Origin of the sequence: Ensifer sp. NM-2 (genome assembly GCF_003024455.1) — a bacterium.
GTDB lineage: Bacteria > Pseudomonadota > Alphaproteobacteria > Rhizobiales > Rhizobiaceae > Ensifer > Ensifer canadensis.
In genome coordinates, this window is the sequence record NZ_PVZR01000012.1 from 196507 (window position 1) to 212393 (window position 15887).

Annotated in this window: 13 protein-coding genes; 12 read left to right on the forward strand and 1 reads right to left on the reverse strand. The window is 61.6% G+C overall.

Annotated features, from left to right (window positions below; all coding sequences use genetic code 11):
- The first annotated feature begins 53 nt into the window (after positions 1-53).
- The 11 genes from tolB to C6558_RS23155 all read left to right on the forward strand — a co-directional run bounded on the left by tolB (position 54) and on the right by C6558_RS23155 (position 14246).
- A complete protein-coding gene (tolB, locus tag C6558_RS23105) occupies positions 54-1364 on the forward strand; it encodes a Tol-Pal system beta propeller repeat protein TolB (protein ID WP_025424728.1) in 1311 nt (436 codons plus the stop codon).
- Positions 1365-1546: 182 nt separating this feature from the next.
- Positions 1547-2077: a peptidoglycan-associated lipoprotein Pal gene (pal, locus tag C6558_RS23110; protein ID WP_025424727.1), complete on the forward strand. Its 531-nt coding sequence runs from the start codon at positions 1547-1549 to the stop codon at positions 2075-2077.
- Positions 2078-2274: 197 nt separating this feature from the next.
- Entirely contained in the window at positions 2275-3306 is a 1032-nt protein-coding gene (ybgF, locus tag C6558_RS23115; RefSeq protein ID WP_025424726.1) for a tol-pal system protein YbgF, read from the forward strand.
- The gene (tilS, locus tag C6558_RS23120; RefSeq protein WP_057217918.1) at positions 3296-4636 is read left to right on the forward strand and encodes a tRNA lysidine(34) synthetase TilS; all 1341 of its coding nucleotides are present in this window, start codon (positions 3296-3298) and stop codon (positions 4634-4636) included. The genes ybgF and tilS overlap by 11 nt, the downstream gene beginning before the upstream one ends.
- Before the next feature lie 100 nt (positions 4637-4736).
- The gene (gene ftsH / locus C6558_RS23125) at positions 4737-6680 is read left to right on the forward strand and encodes an ATP-dependent zinc metalloprotease FtsH (protein WP_025424724.1); all 1944 of its coding nucleotides are present in this window, start codon (positions 4737-4739) and stop codon (positions 6678-6680) included.
- A 417-nt stretch (positions 6681-7097) separates the two neighbouring features.
- The gene (gene glmM, locus C6558_RS23130; protein ID WP_025424723.1) at positions 7098-8450 is read left to right on the forward strand and encodes a phosphoglucosamine mutase; all 1353 of its coding nucleotides are present in this window, start codon (positions 7098-7100) and stop codon (positions 8448-8450) included.
- Between the two features lie 230 nt (positions 8451-8680).
- Positions 8681-9499, forward strand: a complete 819-nt coding sequence (locus tag C6558_RS23135; RefSeq protein ID WP_057206601.1) for an outer membrane protein — start codon at positions 8681-8683, stop codon at positions 9497-9499.
- A gap of 190 nt (positions 9500-9689) precedes the next feature.
- Complete coding sequence (locus C6558_RS23140; RefSeq protein ID WP_057206644.1) at positions 9690-10523, forward strand: outer membrane protein; 834 nt, start codon at positions 9690-9692, stop codon at positions 10521-10523.
- Positions 10524-10687: 164 nt separating this feature from the next.
- Positions 10688-11866, forward strand: coding sequence for a phosphoserine transaminase (locus C6558_RS23145; RefSeq protein ID WP_057206599.1), 1179 nt, complete (start codon positions 10688-10690; stop codon positions 11864-11866).
- A gap of 86 nt (positions 11867-11952) precedes the next feature.
- The gene (gene serA, locus C6558_RS23150) at positions 11953-13548 is read left to right on the forward strand and encodes a phosphoglycerate dehydrogenase (RefSeq protein ID WP_057217916.1); all 1596 of its coding nucleotides are present in this window, start codon (positions 11953-11955) and stop codon (positions 13546-13548) included.
- Positions 13549-13661: 113 nt separating this feature from the next.
- A complete protein-coding gene (locus tag C6558_RS23155; protein WP_234907901.1) occupies positions 13662-14246 on the forward strand; it encodes a GNAT family N-acetyltransferase in 585 nt (194 codons plus the stop codon).
- A 48-nt stretch (positions 14247-14294) separates the two neighbouring features.
- Here the strand turns inward: C6558_RS23155 and C6558_RS23160 are convergent, their stop codons facing one another.
- Complete coding sequence (locus C6558_RS23160; RefSeq protein ID WP_057206595.1) at positions 14295-15179, reverse strand: DMT family transporter; 885 nt, start codon at positions 15177-15179, stop codon at positions 14295-14297.
- A gap of 207 nt (positions 15180-15386) precedes the next feature.
- Between C6558_RS23160 and C6558_RS23165 the strand changes: the two genes are divergently transcribed.
- A partial coding sequence (locus C6558_RS23165; RefSeq protein ID WP_199197043.1) for an adenylosuccinate synthetase occupies positions 15387-15887 on the forward strand: 501 nt, incomplete at its 3' end.

Below are 15887 nucleotides of genomic sequence, written 5' to 3' on the forward strand. Positions count from 1 at the left end.
GATAGCAAACCAACCCTGCAAACCCTTCGTACTAAGCTGAAAGGCTTGTCTCTATGATCAAGAGCTCTTTTTTCCGCGCCCTGATGGTGGCAGCGGGTCTGCTGGCCGCCTTCGTGGCGGCGACGCCGGCGAATGCGGTCGTTGAAATCAACATCAACAAGGGCAATGTCGAACCGTTGCCGATCGCGATCACCGACTTCCTGCAGGGTGAACTCGGCAAGAAGATTTCGGACGTGGTCGCAGCCGACCTCAAGCGGTCGGGCCTGTTTAAGCCGATCGACCGCGGTGCCTTCATCGAAAAGATCAGCAACCCCGACGCCGCGCCGCGGTTCGAGGACTGGAAGGTCATCAACGCCCAGGCGCTCGTCACCGGTCGCGTGACGCAGGAGGCGGACGGTCGCCTGAAGGCCGAGTTCCGGCTTTGGGACACGTTTGCCGGCACGCAGATGACCGGGCAGCAGTTCTTCACCCAGCCTGAAAACTGGCGTCGTGTTGCCCATATCATCGCCGATGCGATCTATGAGCGCATCACCGGCGAAAAGGGCTACTTCGATACGCGTGTCGTCTACGTTGCCGAAAGCGGCCCGAAGACCGCCCGCAAGCGCCAGCTTGCGATCATGGACCAGGATGGCGCAAATCCACGACCGCTCACCAACTCCAACGACATCGTTCTGACGCCGCGCTTCTCGCCGAACCGTCAGGAAGTCACCTACATGTCGTTCGAAAACCAGCAGCCGCGGGTCTACCTGCTGCAGCTGGAGACCGGACAGCGGGAGGTTGTCGGCAACTTTCCGGGCATGACCTTCTCGCCGCGCTTCTCGCCCGATGGCCAGCGCGTCATCATGAGCCTGCAGCAGGACGGCAACGCCAACATCTACACGATGGACCTGCGCTCGCGCACGACGACACGGCTCACCAGCACGCCGGCGATCGATACGGCACCGTCCTATTCGCCGGATGGTGGCCAGATCGCCTTTGAAAGCGACCGCGGCGGACGTCAGCAGATCTACGTCATGGGTGCCGATGGCTCCGGTCAGCGTCGTATCTCCTTCGGCGACGGTTCCTATTCGACGCCGGTCTGGTCTCCGCGTGGCGACCTCATCGCCTTCACCAAGCAGTCGGGCGGCAAGTTCTCGATCGGCGTGATGAAGCCGGACGGTTCGGGTGAGCGCATCCTGACCACAGGCTTCCACAATGAAGGCCCGACCTGGGCGCCGAACGGCCGCGTTTTGATGTTCTTCCGCCAGAACGCCGGTGCCGGCGGACCGCAGCTCTACTCGATCGATCTGACCGGTTACAACGAGCAGGCCGTCCCGACACAGGGCTTTGCCTCGGACCCGGCCTGGTCGCCGCGGCTTGAATAGCAGGCTCGCCTTTGCGGCGGGGATTGTGGCGACGATGCCGCTTTCTCGCCGCAAAGTGCTGGTCTAGCAGGCGCCGAGCTTAAATTATCGATTTGTTAACCATAACTGTTGAATAGCGATTAACCGCTTCCGGTTACAGTCTGGCAACCGTGAATTCAGACACTTCTCAAGGAGACCGGCGCATGAGCCGAATTGACACCCCGGCCGCAGGCCGCATGCAGACCATCGCTCGCAACCCGGTCATGATCGCACTTGTCATGACCCTTGCCATCGCTGGCTGCGCCTCGAAGAAGAACATGCCGAACAATGCCAACGAGCTTGGTCTCGGCGCCGGCGCTGCAACGCCGGGTTCGCAGCAGGACTTCACCGTCAATGTCGGCGACCGTATCTTCTTCGACACGGACTCGACCTCGATCCGCGCCGACGCCCAGCAGACGCTCGACCGTCAGGCTCAGTGGCTGGCCAAGTACCCGAACTACGCCGTCACCGTCGAAGGCCATGCCGACGAACGCGGCACCCGCGAATACAACCTGGCACTCGGCGCTCGCCGCGCTGCTTCCACCAAGGACTATCTGATTTCGCGCGGCGTTCCGGCCAACCGCCTGAAGACGATCTCCTACGGCAAGGAAAAGCCGGTTGCCGTTTGCGACGACATCTCGTGCTGGTCGCAGAACCGCCGCGCCGTGACCGTTCTCGGTGGCGCCGGCATGTGATCTTCCGATCACGCATCGCTAAATTATAAGGGCGGCCTTGTGCCGCCCTTTGCTTTTTTACCACACTTTGGCCGAACTCCGTTGCTTTTTCAGGGTAATTGGAAAACTGTGCGGCAATCATCCAGATGAATCGGCGAGATGTATTGCGGGGCCCGATTCCAGGGTGGGAAAACCGGTATTCGAACAGGACAAATGAAATGAAGAAATTTGTCGTGGCTGGACTGCTTGGTCTCGCGGCCCTTTCGGGCCTGGGCCAGACAGTAAACGCCATGCCGCTTTCCGGGCTCATGGCCCGAACGACACACGCCGACACGGCAGGGGCGCACAGTCTTCCCGTCGTGAAGGTACAGGCGTCCGAAACCACACGGGTCGGCCAACTTGAAGAACAGATCCGCTCGCTCAACGGGCGTATCGAGGAAATGAGCTTCCAACTCCTGCAGATGCAGGAGCAGATCCGGAAGTTCCAGGAGGACAACGAGTTCCGCTTCCAGGATCTGGAAAGCGGCAAGGCCTCCCCGAAGAAGAGCGGCGCATTGCAGACGCCGAAGTCCAGCGATCAGGCGTCCGTCACCCCTCAGGTGACGGATAGCCAGACGATGGCGCCTGTCGATCCCGGCACCGGCATGGCCGCATCGGGTGCCAATCAGGGCACGACCGGTGCGGCACCGCCGACGACACTCGGCCAGATCGTCTTCGACGAGAGCGGCAATCCGATTTCGACGACGACAGACGCACAGCCTGGCGCCAACGCCACGCCTCCCGGTGTCGATCCCGGCGTAGCACTTCCGGGCACCGATGGCGGGCTCAACGCCAATCCGGATAGCCAGCGGCAGACGGCAGCGCTCGACAACCCCGGCGACCTCTACCAGTCGGCCTATGGGCACGTGCTTTCCGGCGACTACAGCACCGCCGAGCAGGAGTTCCGCGACTATCTCGACGTCTTCCCGCAGGGCGAAAAGGCGGCCGATGCCAGTTTCTGGATGGGCGAGGCGCAGTATTCGCAGGGCAAGTACAGCGAAGCTGCCAAGACGTTCCTCAATGCACACCAGGCGCACGCCAAATCGCCGAAGGCTCCGGAAATGCTGCTGAAACTCGGCATGTCGCTTGGCGCGCTCGACAACAAGGAAACTGCCTGCGCCACGTTGCGTGAGGTGAACAAGCGCTATCCGAAGGCCTCGCCGGCCGTGCGCGCAAAGGTGACGAGCGAGCAAAGCCGCTTTGGCTGCTGAGACGCCGGGGCACCTGGCCGTTCTCGAAACGGCGAAACGATTTCTTTCATTCTTCCATCGGCCCGCCCGACTGCTCGTAGCTGTCTCAGGCGGTAGCGATTCCAAGGGACTGCTTCTTGCCCTGCACCGGGCGATCGAGGCAACCGGCAAAGCCGACCTTTCCCTTGCCGCCTGCACGGTCGACCATGCCCTGAGGCCCGGCTCCGCCGATGAAGCGGAGGCGATCGCCGCCTTCTGCGCCAGCCTCGGCATTGCACATATGGTCAAACGCTGGGACGGCCACAAGCCGACGGCGGGAATTCAGGCCGCGGCACGTAACAAGCGCTATCAACTGCTGGCGAGCGCTGCCGATGAACTCGGGGCCACCTGCATCGTCACCGGGCACACCCTCGATGACCAGCGCGAGACGATCCTGATGCGGTCCGAGCGCGGGCAGGGGCCCGGTGGCGCCGGAATGGCCGACGCAACGCTCTACGACAAGCGCTTCTGGGTGTTGCGCCCGTTTCTCGGCCTTCGCCGCGCCGACATACGCGCTTTTCTGAGCGCGGAGGGCGTTGGCTGGTTCGACGATCCGAGCAACATGAATATGCGCTTTGAGCGTGTGCGCACCCGCGAGCGCCTCGCCGAAACGGGCGACGAAGTGGCTGCCGCATGGGATGCTGCGTCGCGGGCGCGCTCCTCGGCAAGGGCCGCCGCCTGGCTGAAGCTTCATGCGCGCGTTCACGAAAACCTCGTGGTGAGCTTTGCCGGCGCTGCTGTCGCCAGATGCGTCGACGCCGACTGCCGCCGCGCGCTTCTGGCAATGGCTGCTGTCGTCGGTGGCAGGACGCATCCACTGGCCGCGGAAACGGTGACGCGACTGATGGCGTTTCTCGAGCGGGACGAACCCGGACGGCTGACGGCGGGACGCGTCGTGTTCGACAGGCGTGCGACCGACCTTTACCTTTATCGCGAAACGCGCGATCTGCCGCTTCTGGCGCTGAGGCCTGGCGAGGCCGGCATCTGGGATGGCCGCTTTACGGTTCGAAATGTCGGAAATGGCATGGTGCAGATCGGCGCCACCAACGATGGCGGCCTGCAACAACAGAGACTTATTGCCGCAGGACTGCCACCGGGCGTTGCCAAGCGGGCGTCGGTTTCCGCGCCTTGTGTTGTATCCACAGACGACAATTGCGTCGCGAAGACCGACGTTGAGCCGCGCATAGGCCCCTACGACACCTTTTTGCCGGGTTTCGACCTGATCATGGCGGAGATGATTGCCGGATTGTTCGGGCGTCAGCCCTATGTTCGGTCGCCGGTTCACGATCTGTTGACAGAAATGGAACGGTAGTTGGCGGTTTGCCTTGGCAAGGCGTCGCCAGAACCCTATGTTAGGGGCAAGAAAGCGGCCCGGCGAAATGTGCGGGTCGTGACAGGTTCCGGGGAGTTCGATGAACCCTAATTTTCGTAATTTTGCCCTTTGGGCAATCATAGCGCTTTTGCTGATCGCGCTGTTTAGCATGTTTCAGCAACCGACCGAGCGCACCGGCTCGCGCGAGATTCCGTTCTCGCAGTTCCTCAAGGACGTCGATGCGAGCCGCGTCAAGGAAGTCGTGATCACCGGCTCCAAGGTCATCGGCAGCTATTCTGAAAGCGGCGCGACGTTCCAGACTTATGCACCTTCGGTTGACACCGCGCTCACCGAGCGTCTGGAAGCCAAGGACGTGACGGTAACCGTTCGTCCGGAAACCGATGGCTCCTCCGGGTTCCTGAGCTATATCGGCACGCTGCTGCCAATGCTTTTGATCCTCGGCGTCTGGCTGTTCTTCATGCGTCAGATGCAGGGCGGTTCGCGAGGCGCCATGGGCTTTGGCAAATCCAAGGCCAAGCTTCTGACGGAAGCGCATGGCCGCGTCACCTTTGACGACGTTGCCGGTGTCGATGAAGCCAAGCAGGATCTGGAAGAAATCGTCGAATTCCTGCGCGACCCGCAGAAGTTCCAGCGGCTCGGCGGACGTATTCCGCGCGGCGTGCTGCTCGTCGGCCCTCCCGGTACCGGTAAGACGCTGCTTGCCCGCTCGGTCGCAGGTGAAGCCAACGTTCCCTTCTTCACCATCTCCGGTTCGGACTTCGTCGAAATGTTCGTCGGCGTCGGCGCAAGCCGTGTGCGCGACATGTTCGAACAGGCCAAGAAGAATGCGCCCTGCATCATCTTCATCGACGAAATCGACGCCGTCGGTCGCCATCGCGGCGCCGGTCTCGGCGGCGGCAACGACGAACGCGAGCAGACGCTGAACCAGTTGCTGGTCGAGATGGACGGCTTTGAGGCCAATGAAGGCATCATCCTGATCGCGGCGACCAACCGTCCCGACGTTCTCGATCCGGCCCTTCTGCGCCCGGGCCGTTTCGACCGCCAGGTCGTGGTGCCGAACCCGGATATCAACGGCCGCGAACGCATCCTCAAGGTGCACGTTCGCAACGTGCCGCTGGCGCCGAATGTCGACCTCAAGGTTCTGGCCCGCGGCACGCCCGGCTTTTCCGGTGCCGACCTGATGAACCTCGTCAACGAAGCTGCCCTGATGGCCGCGCGCCGCAACAAGCGCGTCGTCACCATGCTCGAGTTCGAAGACGCCAAGGACAAGATCATGATGGGTGCGGAGCGCCGCTCCTCCGCCATGACCGAAGCCGAAAAGAAGCTGACCGCCTACCACGAAGCCGGACACGCAATCCTGGCGCTCAACGTTCCCTCGGCCGATCCGCTGCACAAGGCGACTATCATTCCGCGTGGACGAGCGCTTGGCATGGTGATGCAGCTGCCGGAAGGCGACCGCTATTCCATGAGCTACAAGTGGATGGTCTCGCGGCTCGCCATCATGATGGGCGGACGCGTCGCCGAAGAACTGACTTTTGGCAAGGAGAACATCACCTCCGGCGCTTCATCCGACATCGAGCAGGCAACCAAGCTTGCTCGAGCGATGGTGACGCAGTGGGGCTTCTCCGACCAGCTCGGCCAGGTTTCCTACGGCGAGAACCAGCAGGAAGTCTTCCTTGGTCACTCCGTTGCGCAGCAGAAGAACGTTTCGGAAGCGACCGCTCAGAAGATCGACAACGAAATCCGTCGTCTGATCGATGAGGCCTACGAGACCGCCCGCAAGATCCTCACCGACAAGAACCACGAGTTCGTGGCTTTGGCGGAAGGGCTGCTCGAGTACGAAACCCTGACCGGCGAAGAGATCAAGGCGCTGATCCGCGGCGAAAAGCCGGCGCGCGACCTCGGCGACGACACCCCGCCGCATCGCGGCTCCGCCGTGCCTTCCGCTGGCGTGAAGAAAGAGGGTTCGTCGGGTAACAAGGGCGAAGAATCCGAAGGTGGGTTCGAGCCGCAGCCGCAATAGCGGTTTTGGTTTCAGACGCTTAACTCAGAAGCCGCCGCGCCGGAGGGTGCGGCGGCTTTTTGTTGCTACTGCACGTTTTCCTTAAATCGCATTCGATTTAAGGATAAAAACATGCAGTAATTCAAAGTGCTACAGCGACCTTTGCGCGTCCAATAAGACGCGCGGCGCTGTACGTGCAGGATTGCACTTGGTAACGCGTTGTAATGATTTCTGATGCTATCGTCGCTGCCGTTTGCATTGGTTTTGTGTCAAAGAAGAAACGAAATACTCTCGGCCTTTGCTTCGGCATCAATGTCGCGGGGGCCACGGCAACAGCCGGAATGATATGAGGTCTGGTCAATGAAACCCAGTCGCGGAGCACGCAGACAGGTGAAGCAGGCAAAGCCTGCATTGACCCAGCAGAACGATGGAGTTCTTATGAAGCGCAAGTATTTCGGCACGGACGGTATCCGCGGTCAGTCCAATATCTTTCCAATGACGCCGGATCTCGCCATGCGGGTCGGCATTGCAGTCGGTACGATCTTCCGCAATGGCGCCCATCGCCACCGGGTGGTGATCGGCAAGGACACGCGCCTCTCCGGCTATATGCTTGAAAACGCCATGGTTGCCGGTTTTACGGCTGCGGGTCTCGACGTGTTCCTGCTCGGACCGATCCCGACCCCCGGCGTTGCCATGCTGACGCGCTCGCTGCGCGCTGATATCGGTGTGATGATTTCCGCGTCGCACAATCCGTTCCAGGACAACGGCATCAAGCTGTTCGGCCCTGATGGCTATAAGCTCTCCGACGATATCGAAGCCAAGATCGAAGCGCTGCTCGATCAGGATCTGTCCGGCCAGCTCGCCAAGGCGGAAGACATCGGCCGCGCCAAGCGCGTCGACGGCGACATTTATCGTTATCTCGAACACGCCAAGCGCACCCTGCCGCGCGACGTCACCCTTCAGGGCCTGCGGATCGCCATCGATTGCGCCAACGGCGCCGCCTACAAGGTTGCACCCCAGGCGCTTTGGGAACTCGGCGCCGAGGTGGTGTCGATCGGGACCGAGCCGAATGGTGTCAATATCAACCTCGATTGCGGCTCGACCCATCCGGCGGCCCTTTCCAGGAAGGTGCATGAGGTGCGCGCCGACATCGGTATCGCGCTTGATGGCGACGCCGACCGGGTTCTGATCGTCGATGAGAACGGCACTGTGATCGATGGCGACCAACTGATGGCTGTTATCGCCGACAGCTGGGCCGAGGATGGCACGCTGCGTGGCGGCGCGATCGCCGCAACCGTCATGTCCAACCTGGGGCTGGAGCGTTACCTCAAGGGCCGTGGTATCGAGCTGCGCCGCACCAAGGTCGGCGACCGCTACGTTGTCGAGCAGATGCGCCAGGACGGCCTGAATGTCGGTGGCGAGCAGTCCGGCCACATCGTGCTGTCGGACTTCGGCACGACCGGTGACGGTCTCGTGGCCGCCCTGCAGATCCTTGCGGTCGTCAAGCGCCTGGGCAAGCCGGTGAGCGAGGTCTGCCACCGTTTCGAGCCGGTGCCACAGGTCTTGAAGAATGTGCGCGTGTCCGCCGGCAAGCCGCTCGAGGATGCAGCCGTGCGCCAGGCGATTGCCGATGCGGAAGCCGAGCTTGCCAAGTCCGGCCGCCTGCTGATCCGTCCGTCGGGTACAGAGCCTTTGATCCGGGTCATGGCCGAGGGCGATGACCGCGGCCAGGTCGAGCGGATCGTCGACGGGCTGATCAATGTCATCGGCAGCGCGCGTAACGCTGCTTAAAAGCGTACCTTCAGAAGTTTCCTCCAGGGCCGGTGACAATCACCGGCCTTTTCTTTGCTCGCCAAAGAACAAGTTGCCGCAGCCCGGAGTATTAACGTTCCTTAATGCACACGGTAAACGTTTGTAGTTAATCGGAGTTTAACCTTTCCCCCTCATTATCCATAACCAACGTCAGGATTTGGACACCACTTTCATGGTGCACCAAGCAACCGAATGTATTGGAGTGGGCCATGAAGAGAATTTTGAGTGGCGTTGTTGCAGTCTTGCTCAGCGGCACGGCAGCTTTTGCTGCCGACATTTACCAACCGCCTGTCGAAGCGCCTATCGTCGAGCCAGTGATCCAGACCAGCGGCTGGTATCTGCGCGGCGACGTCGGCTACGCCTGGAACGACCTGCGCGGCGCGAATTACTACCAGGGAGGCCCGGGCGGCTCTATCGCTGAGTTCGCCTCGGCCGATATCGATGACTCCTGGGTCATTGGCGGCGGTGTCGGTTACCAGTTCAACAACTATCTGCGCACCGACGTCACGCTCGACTACTGGGGCGGTGGCGACTTCAACGGCTCGACCTTGGGCGGCTGCGGGATCGTCGCGGGTCCCTGCGTGTCAAGTGACACAAGCTCGGTTTCCGCCTGGAGCTTGATGGCCAACGCCTATGTCGACATCGGCACCTACGGCGCCTTCACCCCCTATGTCGGTGCCGGTATCGGTGCCACGCACGTGAAATGGGACGGACTGCGCAACACCAGCTGCAGTGTCAGCAATCCGGCAGATTGCGACCCGACGACGGATCACGGTGGCGAGAGCGATTGGCGCTTCACCTACGCGCTCATGGCCGGTACTGCGATCGACCTGACCTGCAATCTCAAGGCAGACGTTGGCTACCGCTTCCGCCAGGTCGATGATGGCGACATGTTCGGCTACAACAACGGCGGCGGCCCGGGCTTCGACGAGGGTTTCTACATCCACGAGGCACGCGCTGGTCTGCGCTACTCCTTCGGCAATGTCTGCGAAGTTCCCTACGAGCCGGAGCCGATCGTCTACAAGTAAGACATATGACGCTGAAATCATGAAGGCCGCCCCCGGGGCGGCCTTTGTCGTTTCGCCCAAAGCTTTGCCCAAATCCCAACGGGCATGGTTAACCGCGAGTTAACCTCCGTCTGCAATAGTTAACGCTGAACGAAGCAGCTGGTGGGTGGATCCTATTCGGCGACGGCAATGGCAGCGAAAGGGCATGGGCATGGAATGGCGAAACGGGATCTGCGGAGCCGCGTTCGGTGTCGGCCTGTTGCTTTCCGGTCCGGCAGTTGCCGCAGACGAGACCCTGATCGACGCCCCCGAAATCACGATTGCCCAGGAAGCAACCGGCAGCAGCGGCCTCTACCTGCGCGGCGACATCGGTTACGCCGGCTGGCGCGACGAAGGCGATCCTAGCTACCGCACCTTCGATCAGGGGACCGGTTACAGCAATATTCCGTTCGACGGTGCACGCTTCGATAAACCGCTTTCGGGCACCATCGGCCTCGGCTACCAGATCACCGACACTTTCCGCGCTGACCTCACGGTCGATTATTTCGAGGGTCGTTTCGACGGCTCGTCGCTGACCGCAAGCCCCTGCGCGGGGCAGGGTGCCGGCACGTCCTGCGCCTTTGCCGCGACGGCGGATTTTTCCGCGCTGGGCCTGATGGCGAACGCCTATGTCGATTTCGGAACGCTCGCCGGCTTCACGCCCTATCTCGGCGCCGGTATCGGCGCGACCAATCTGCGTTGGAATACCGCCTTTGCCAGTGAGAGCTGCGTTGCCGGCGGCGGCGCCTGTGCCGGCGCTCCGGCCACAACCTCATTTGACGGTCGCGACAGCTGGCGCTTCACCTATGCGCTGATGACCGGCGTCTCCTACGACCTCAGCGATCGTCTGAAGCTCGATGTCGGCTACCGTTACTCGCATATCGGCGACGGCGAGATGTTCGGCTTCGGTGCCGAGGCACTGGCGGGTGCGAGCGGGGCAAAGGGTTTCGACGATGGACTTTCCCGTCACGAGATCAGAGCCGGCCTGCGCTTCTCGTTCTGGTAACATTCGGTCGGCAGGCGCAGCCTCATCTTTGCTGATATTGCCTGCGACGCCATAAATATTCTCGATTGCGACACAAGTCGCTTGACTTCCTTCCGGACCCGCAATATTTCCGACGGCGGGACACCCTTCCCCAACGAAGGGCTATCTATCTGGAAGGATAGCACATGACGAAGCCTGCCAAGCCGGACATCCGTCCGAACAACACCCATTTTTCTTCTGGCCCTTGCTCGAAGCGCCCCGGTTGGTCGCTCGATGCTCTCTCCGACGCTCCGCTCGGTCGTTCGCACCGCGCCAAGGTCGGCAAGACGAAGCTCAAGCAGGCCATCGATCTTACCCGTGACATTCTTGACGTGCCGGCCGATTACCGCATCGGCATCGTGCCCGCTTCCGATACCGGCGCCGTCGAAATGGCGCTCTGGTCGATGCTCGGCCAGCGTGGCGTCGACATGGTCGCCTGGGAAAGCTTTGGCGCCGGCTGGGTGACCGATGTGGTCAAGCAGCTGAAGCTCGCCGATGTACGCAAGTTCGAAGCCGGTTACGGCGAACTTCCCGATCTCTCCAAGGTCGATTTCGATCGTGACGTCGTCTTCACCTGGAACGGCACGACCTCGGGTGTGCGCGTTCCGAATGCCGACTTCATTCCGGCCGACCGCAAGGGCCTGACCATTTGCGACGCGACGTCTGCCGCCTTTGCGCAGAACCTCGATTTCGCCAAGCTCGATGTCGTCACCTTCTCCTGGCAGAAGGTTCTGGGCGGCGAGGGCGCACACGGCGTCATCATTCTTTCGCCGCGTGCCGTCGAACGCCTGCTGACCTATGTGCCGGCCTGGCCGCTGCCGAAGATCTTCCGCATGACCTCCGGCGGCAAGCTGATCGAAGGCATCTTCACCGGCGAGACCATCAACACGCCTTCGATGCTCTGCGTCGAAGACTACATCGATGCGCTCGTCTGGGCTGAGAAGGTCGGTGGGCTCAAGGGCCTGATGGCGCGTGCCGACGCCAATGCCAAGGTGATCTTCGACTTCGTTGCAGCCAACGGCTGGATCGCCAATCTGGCGGTCAAGGACGAAACCCGCTCCAATACGTCGGTCTGCCTGAAGATCGTCGACACGGACGTCGCCGCACTGGATGCGGATGGACAGGCAGCCTTTGCCAAGGGCGTTGTCGCCCTGCTCGAAAAAGAAGGTGTCGCGTTCGACATCGGCCATTATCGCGATGCACCGTCCGGTCTCAGAATTTGGGCCGGTGCCACGATTGAGGCATCCGACATGGCAGCTCTGATGCCGTGGCTGACCTGGGCTTTTGAGACCCAGAAGGCGACGCTGTCGCTGGCAGCGGCCTAACCCAAGCGTTTGCTTCGCTCCCGATGGGGGAGCGAAGCCCTTGTACCGCATTCCCGTTCAGACCTGATCTTCTCAAGGAGGCCATCATGGCACCTCGCGTTCTCGTATCCGACGAACTGTCGGAAACCGCCGTCCAGATCTTCCGCGACCGCGGCGTTGAAGTCGATTTCCAGCCGAAGCTCGGCAAGGACAAGGACAAGCTCGCCGAAATCATCGGCAACTATGACGGTCTTGCCATTCGCTCGGCCACCAAGGCGACCGAGAAGCTGATCGCCGCTGCGACCAATCTCAAGGTCATTGGCCGTGCCGGCATCGGCGTCGACAATGTCGATATTCCGGCCGCTTCGCGCCGCGGTATCATTGTCATGAACACGCCCTTCGGCAATTCGATCACCACGGCCGAACACGCCATCGCGCTGCTTTTTGCCGTTGCCCGCCAGCTTCCGGCCGCCGACACCTCGACGCAGGCCGGCAAGTGGGAGAAGTCCCGCTTCATGGGTGTCGAAATCACCGGCAAGACGCTTGGCGTCATCGGCGCCGGCAACATCGGCTCGATCGTCTGCTCGCGCGCCATCGGCCTCAAGATGCATGTGCTTGCCTATGACCCGTTCCTGTCGAAGGAGCGCGCCGAAGAAATGGGCGTCACCAAGGTCGAGCTCGACGAGCTGCTGGCCCAGGCCGACTTCATCACCCTGCACGTGCCGCTGACGGACAAGACCCGCAGCATCCTCAATGCCGAAGCTCTGGCCAAGACCAAGCCGGGCGTGCGCATCATCAACTGCGCCCGCGGCGGCCTCGTCGACGAGAAGGCGCTGGCCGACGCGATCAAGTCCGGCCACGTTGCCGGCGCCGGCTTTGACGTGTTCGAGGTCGAGCCTGCGACGGAAAGCCCGCTCTTCGGCCTGGCGAACGTCGTCTGCACGCCGCATCTCGGTGCGTCGACCACGGAAGCACAGGAAAACGTCGCCCTGCAGGTCGCCGAACAGATGTCGGACTATCTCGTCAAGGGTGCCGTTTCCAACGCCATCAACATGCCCTCGATCACCGCCGAAGAAGCCCCGATCCTCAAGCCCTTCATCCGGCTTGCCGACGTGCTTGGCGCCTTCGTCGGCCAGGTGACGGAAAGCGCGATCAAGGAAATCGAGATCCTCTACGATGGCGCGACCGCAGCGATGAACACCAAGGCGTTGACCAGTGCCGTGCTCGCCGGTCTCATCCGGCCGCAGGTGGCCGATGTCAACATGGTTTCGGCTCCGATCATGATCAAGGAAAAGGGCGTCATTCTTTCCGAGGTCAAGCGTGACAAGACCGGCGTCTTCGACGGCTACATCAAGCTGACGGTCAAGACCGCCAACCAGACCCGCTCGGTCGCCGGTACGGTGTTCTCCGACGGCAAGCCGCGCTTTATCCAGATCAAGGGCATCAACCTTGATGCGGATGTCGGCAGCCACATGGTCTACATCACCAACACCGACGTACCCGGCATGATCGGCTTCATCGGCATGACCCTCGGCGATGCCGGCGTCAACATCGCCAACTTCCAGCTTGGTCGCGAGAAGGAAGCCGGCGACGCCATCGCGTTGCTCTATGTCGACGGCCCGGTTTCCGATGACGTGCTCGACAAGCTGCGCGCCAACGGCGCGATCCGCCAGGCAAAACCGCTGGTGTTCAACATCGATTGATCATGGATGCAGCAGCCTTGCGCACCGCCTGGTGCGCAAGGCTGAAGGGCGCAAATCGGCCATGATTTTGTGACCCATGCGCCAGCGAATGGCCGGCTCGCCAAGGCGGGCAGATGATTGAATTCGAGAACGACCAGGAACGCATCGGACAAGCCGGTGCGTTCTTTCGGTTTGAAACATTGATGACGGCAATGACACGACAGGCATTCCGCTGGCGCGAGGCCAGCCTTCCCGATCTCGTTTCGGTCTCCGAAATCCAGCTGGTGGTTCACGAGGCATTCCCCGAGGACGATCACGTGCTTGCCGATCGGCTGGAATTGAGCCCCGAGGGCTGCTTCATGCTGGAGGTCGGCGGCGTCGCCCAAGGCTATGTCTTGAGCCATCCCTGGCTCCGCCGTGCGCCGCCTTCGCTGAACGCGGTGCTGGGCGAGATCCCAGAAACCGCCGACACCTGGTACATTCACGATCTGGCGCTTTTGCCTGAGACCCGCGGATCCGGGGCAGGGGGCAACGTCGTGCCGCTGCTCGCCGTTATCGCCCGGTCGGAAGGCTACCACTCGATGTCGCTGGTGTCGGTCAACGGTTCGCGCGGCTTCTGGGAGCGGCAGGGGTTTTCCGTCCGCATGGACAAGCGGCTGGCAAGCAAGCTTGCAAGCTACGGCGAGGATGCGCTCTACATGGAGCGGTTGCTCGCCTGAAAGAGCGCCGGCTCGGCCGGAAGAGGTCAATATCCGTGCGGGTTGGTATTAGTGTTTCGGGCGGCCCTTCTCGGCAATGGCGATGCCGCCGAGAACAAGCAGCAGGGCGATGAAATGGAAGGTGTGGAAGGTCTCGCCGACCAGCATGACCGACAGCAGCGTGCCGAAGACCGGGATGGCATTGATGAAGAGCCCGGCACGGTTGGCGCCGATCATCTCGACGCCGCGGACATAGAGCACCTGCGACATCAATGACGGGAAGATGGCGGCGTAGAGCACGATGATCCAGCCGGTCGTGTCAGGAAAGATCGCCGTGCCGTTGCCGATCTCCCAGAAGAGCAGTGGAATGGCGCTGAGCAGGGCGCCGAAGGCGGGTGCGGCGATGAAACTCTGCCAATGCATCGTGGGCTTCCAGCGCAGTGCCACGGTATAGGCGGCGTAAACGATGCAGGCGGCGATCATCAGGGCGTCGCCGAAGTTGAACTCCAGTTGCAGCAGGCTGGCGATGTCGCCGTGCGCGGCGGTGATCAGCACGCCGATCAGCGTCACGGTGAAGCCGATCACCTGTGCGATCGAGGCGCGGGTTCGAAACAGCATGAAATTGAACAGGAAGATCAGCATGGGGATGCCGGCCTGCAGGATGACCGCGTTGATCGCGCTGGTATATTTCAGCGCAGAATAGAGCAGGGCGTTGAAGGTGGTGAAACCGATGACGCCATAGGCCAGCAGCTGCAGCCAATGCTGCTTGATCTTCTGCCAATCGCGGCGGATCTGCGGCGTCATTAGCACCAGGATGATGAGAAGCGCAAACACCCAGCGAAGGGTGGTGAGCATCATCGGACTGACATGCCCGACGGCCATTTTTCCGGCGACCGAATTGCCGCCCCAGAAGAGTGCGGTGACGCAGAGATAGAAATAAGCCCTGGAATTCACGATGCTGCAACCTGCTGGGATGACGGGGATTGATTGCCGCAAGGGCGGGAGAGACGCAAGATATAGGCGCTAAATCCAGCGCTTGTCATGCAAAAAGGGCGGAACGCCCGTCATAACGGGGTCGCTTTCCCGGTGACAACACAGTATAGATGCGCGGGTTTTGAGAACAGCGCAACCCTACTTGCGCGCGTCAACAGGAAGAGAATTATGACGAATGTCGTGGTGGTCGGATCCCAGTGGGGTGATGAAGGCAAAGGCAAGATTGTAGATTGGCTCTCGGAACGCGCGGATATCGTCGTGCGCTTTCAGGGCGGTCACAACGCCGGCCATACCCTGGTGATCGACGGCGTCAGCTACAAGCTGTCGCTGCTTCCGTCCGGCGTCGTGCGTCCCGGCAAGCTCGCCGTCATCGGCAACGGCGTGGTCATCGACCCGCATGCGCTGATCGCTGAAATCGACAAGCTCGGCAAGCAGGGCGTGACGATCACCCCGGAGAACCTGCGCGTTGCCGACAACGCCACGCTCATTCTTTCGCTGCACCGCGAACTCGACGGCTTCCGCGAAGACGCTGCCTCCAACAGCGGCACCAAGATCGGCACCACCCGCCGCGGCATCGGCCCGGCCTATGAAGACAAGGTCGGCCGTCGTGCGATCCGCGTGATGGACCTTGCCGATCTCGAAACCCTGCCGGCCAAGGTCGATCGCCTG

Bases quoted from the DNA above. Each gene is read 5' to 3' on its own strand.
- tolB (WP_025424728.1), top strand. From the start codon at position 54: ATGATCAAGAGCTCTTTTTTCCGCGCCCTGATGGTGGCAGCGGGTCTG.
- pal (WP_025424727.1), top strand. From the start codon at position 1,547: ATGAGCCGAATTGACACCCCGGCCGCAGGCCGCATGCAGACCATCGCT.
- ybgF (WP_025424726.1), top strand. From the start codon at position 2,275: ATGAAGAAATTTGTCGTGGCTGGACTGCTTGGTCTCGCGGCCCTTTCG.
- ftsH (WP_025424724.1), top strand. From the start codon at position 4,737: ATGAACCCTAATTTTCGTAATTTTGCCCTTTGGGCAATCATAGCGCTT.
- glmM (WP_025424723.1), top strand. From the start codon at position 7,098: ATGAAGCGCAAGTATTTCGGCACGGACGGTATCCGCGGTCAGTCCAAT.
- C6558_RS23135 (WP_057206601.1), top strand. From the start codon at position 8,681: ATGAAGAGAATTTTGAGTGGCGTTGTTGCAGTCTTGCTCAGCGGCACG.
- C6558_RS23140 (WP_057206644.1), top strand. From the start codon at position 9,690: ATGGAATGGCGAAACGGGATCTGCGGAGCCGCGTTCGGTGTCGGCCTG.
- C6558_RS23145 (WP_057206599.1), top strand. From the start codon at position 10,688: ATGACGAAGCCTGCCAAGCCGGACATCCGTCCGAACAACACCCATTTT.
- serA (WP_057217916.1), top strand. From the start codon at position 11,953: ATGGCACCTCGCGTTCTCGTATCCGACGAACTGTCGGAAACCGCCGTC.
- C6558_RS23155 (WP_234907901.1), top strand. From the start codon at position 13,662: ATGATTGAATTCGAGAACGACCAGGAACGCATCGGACAAGCCGGTGCG.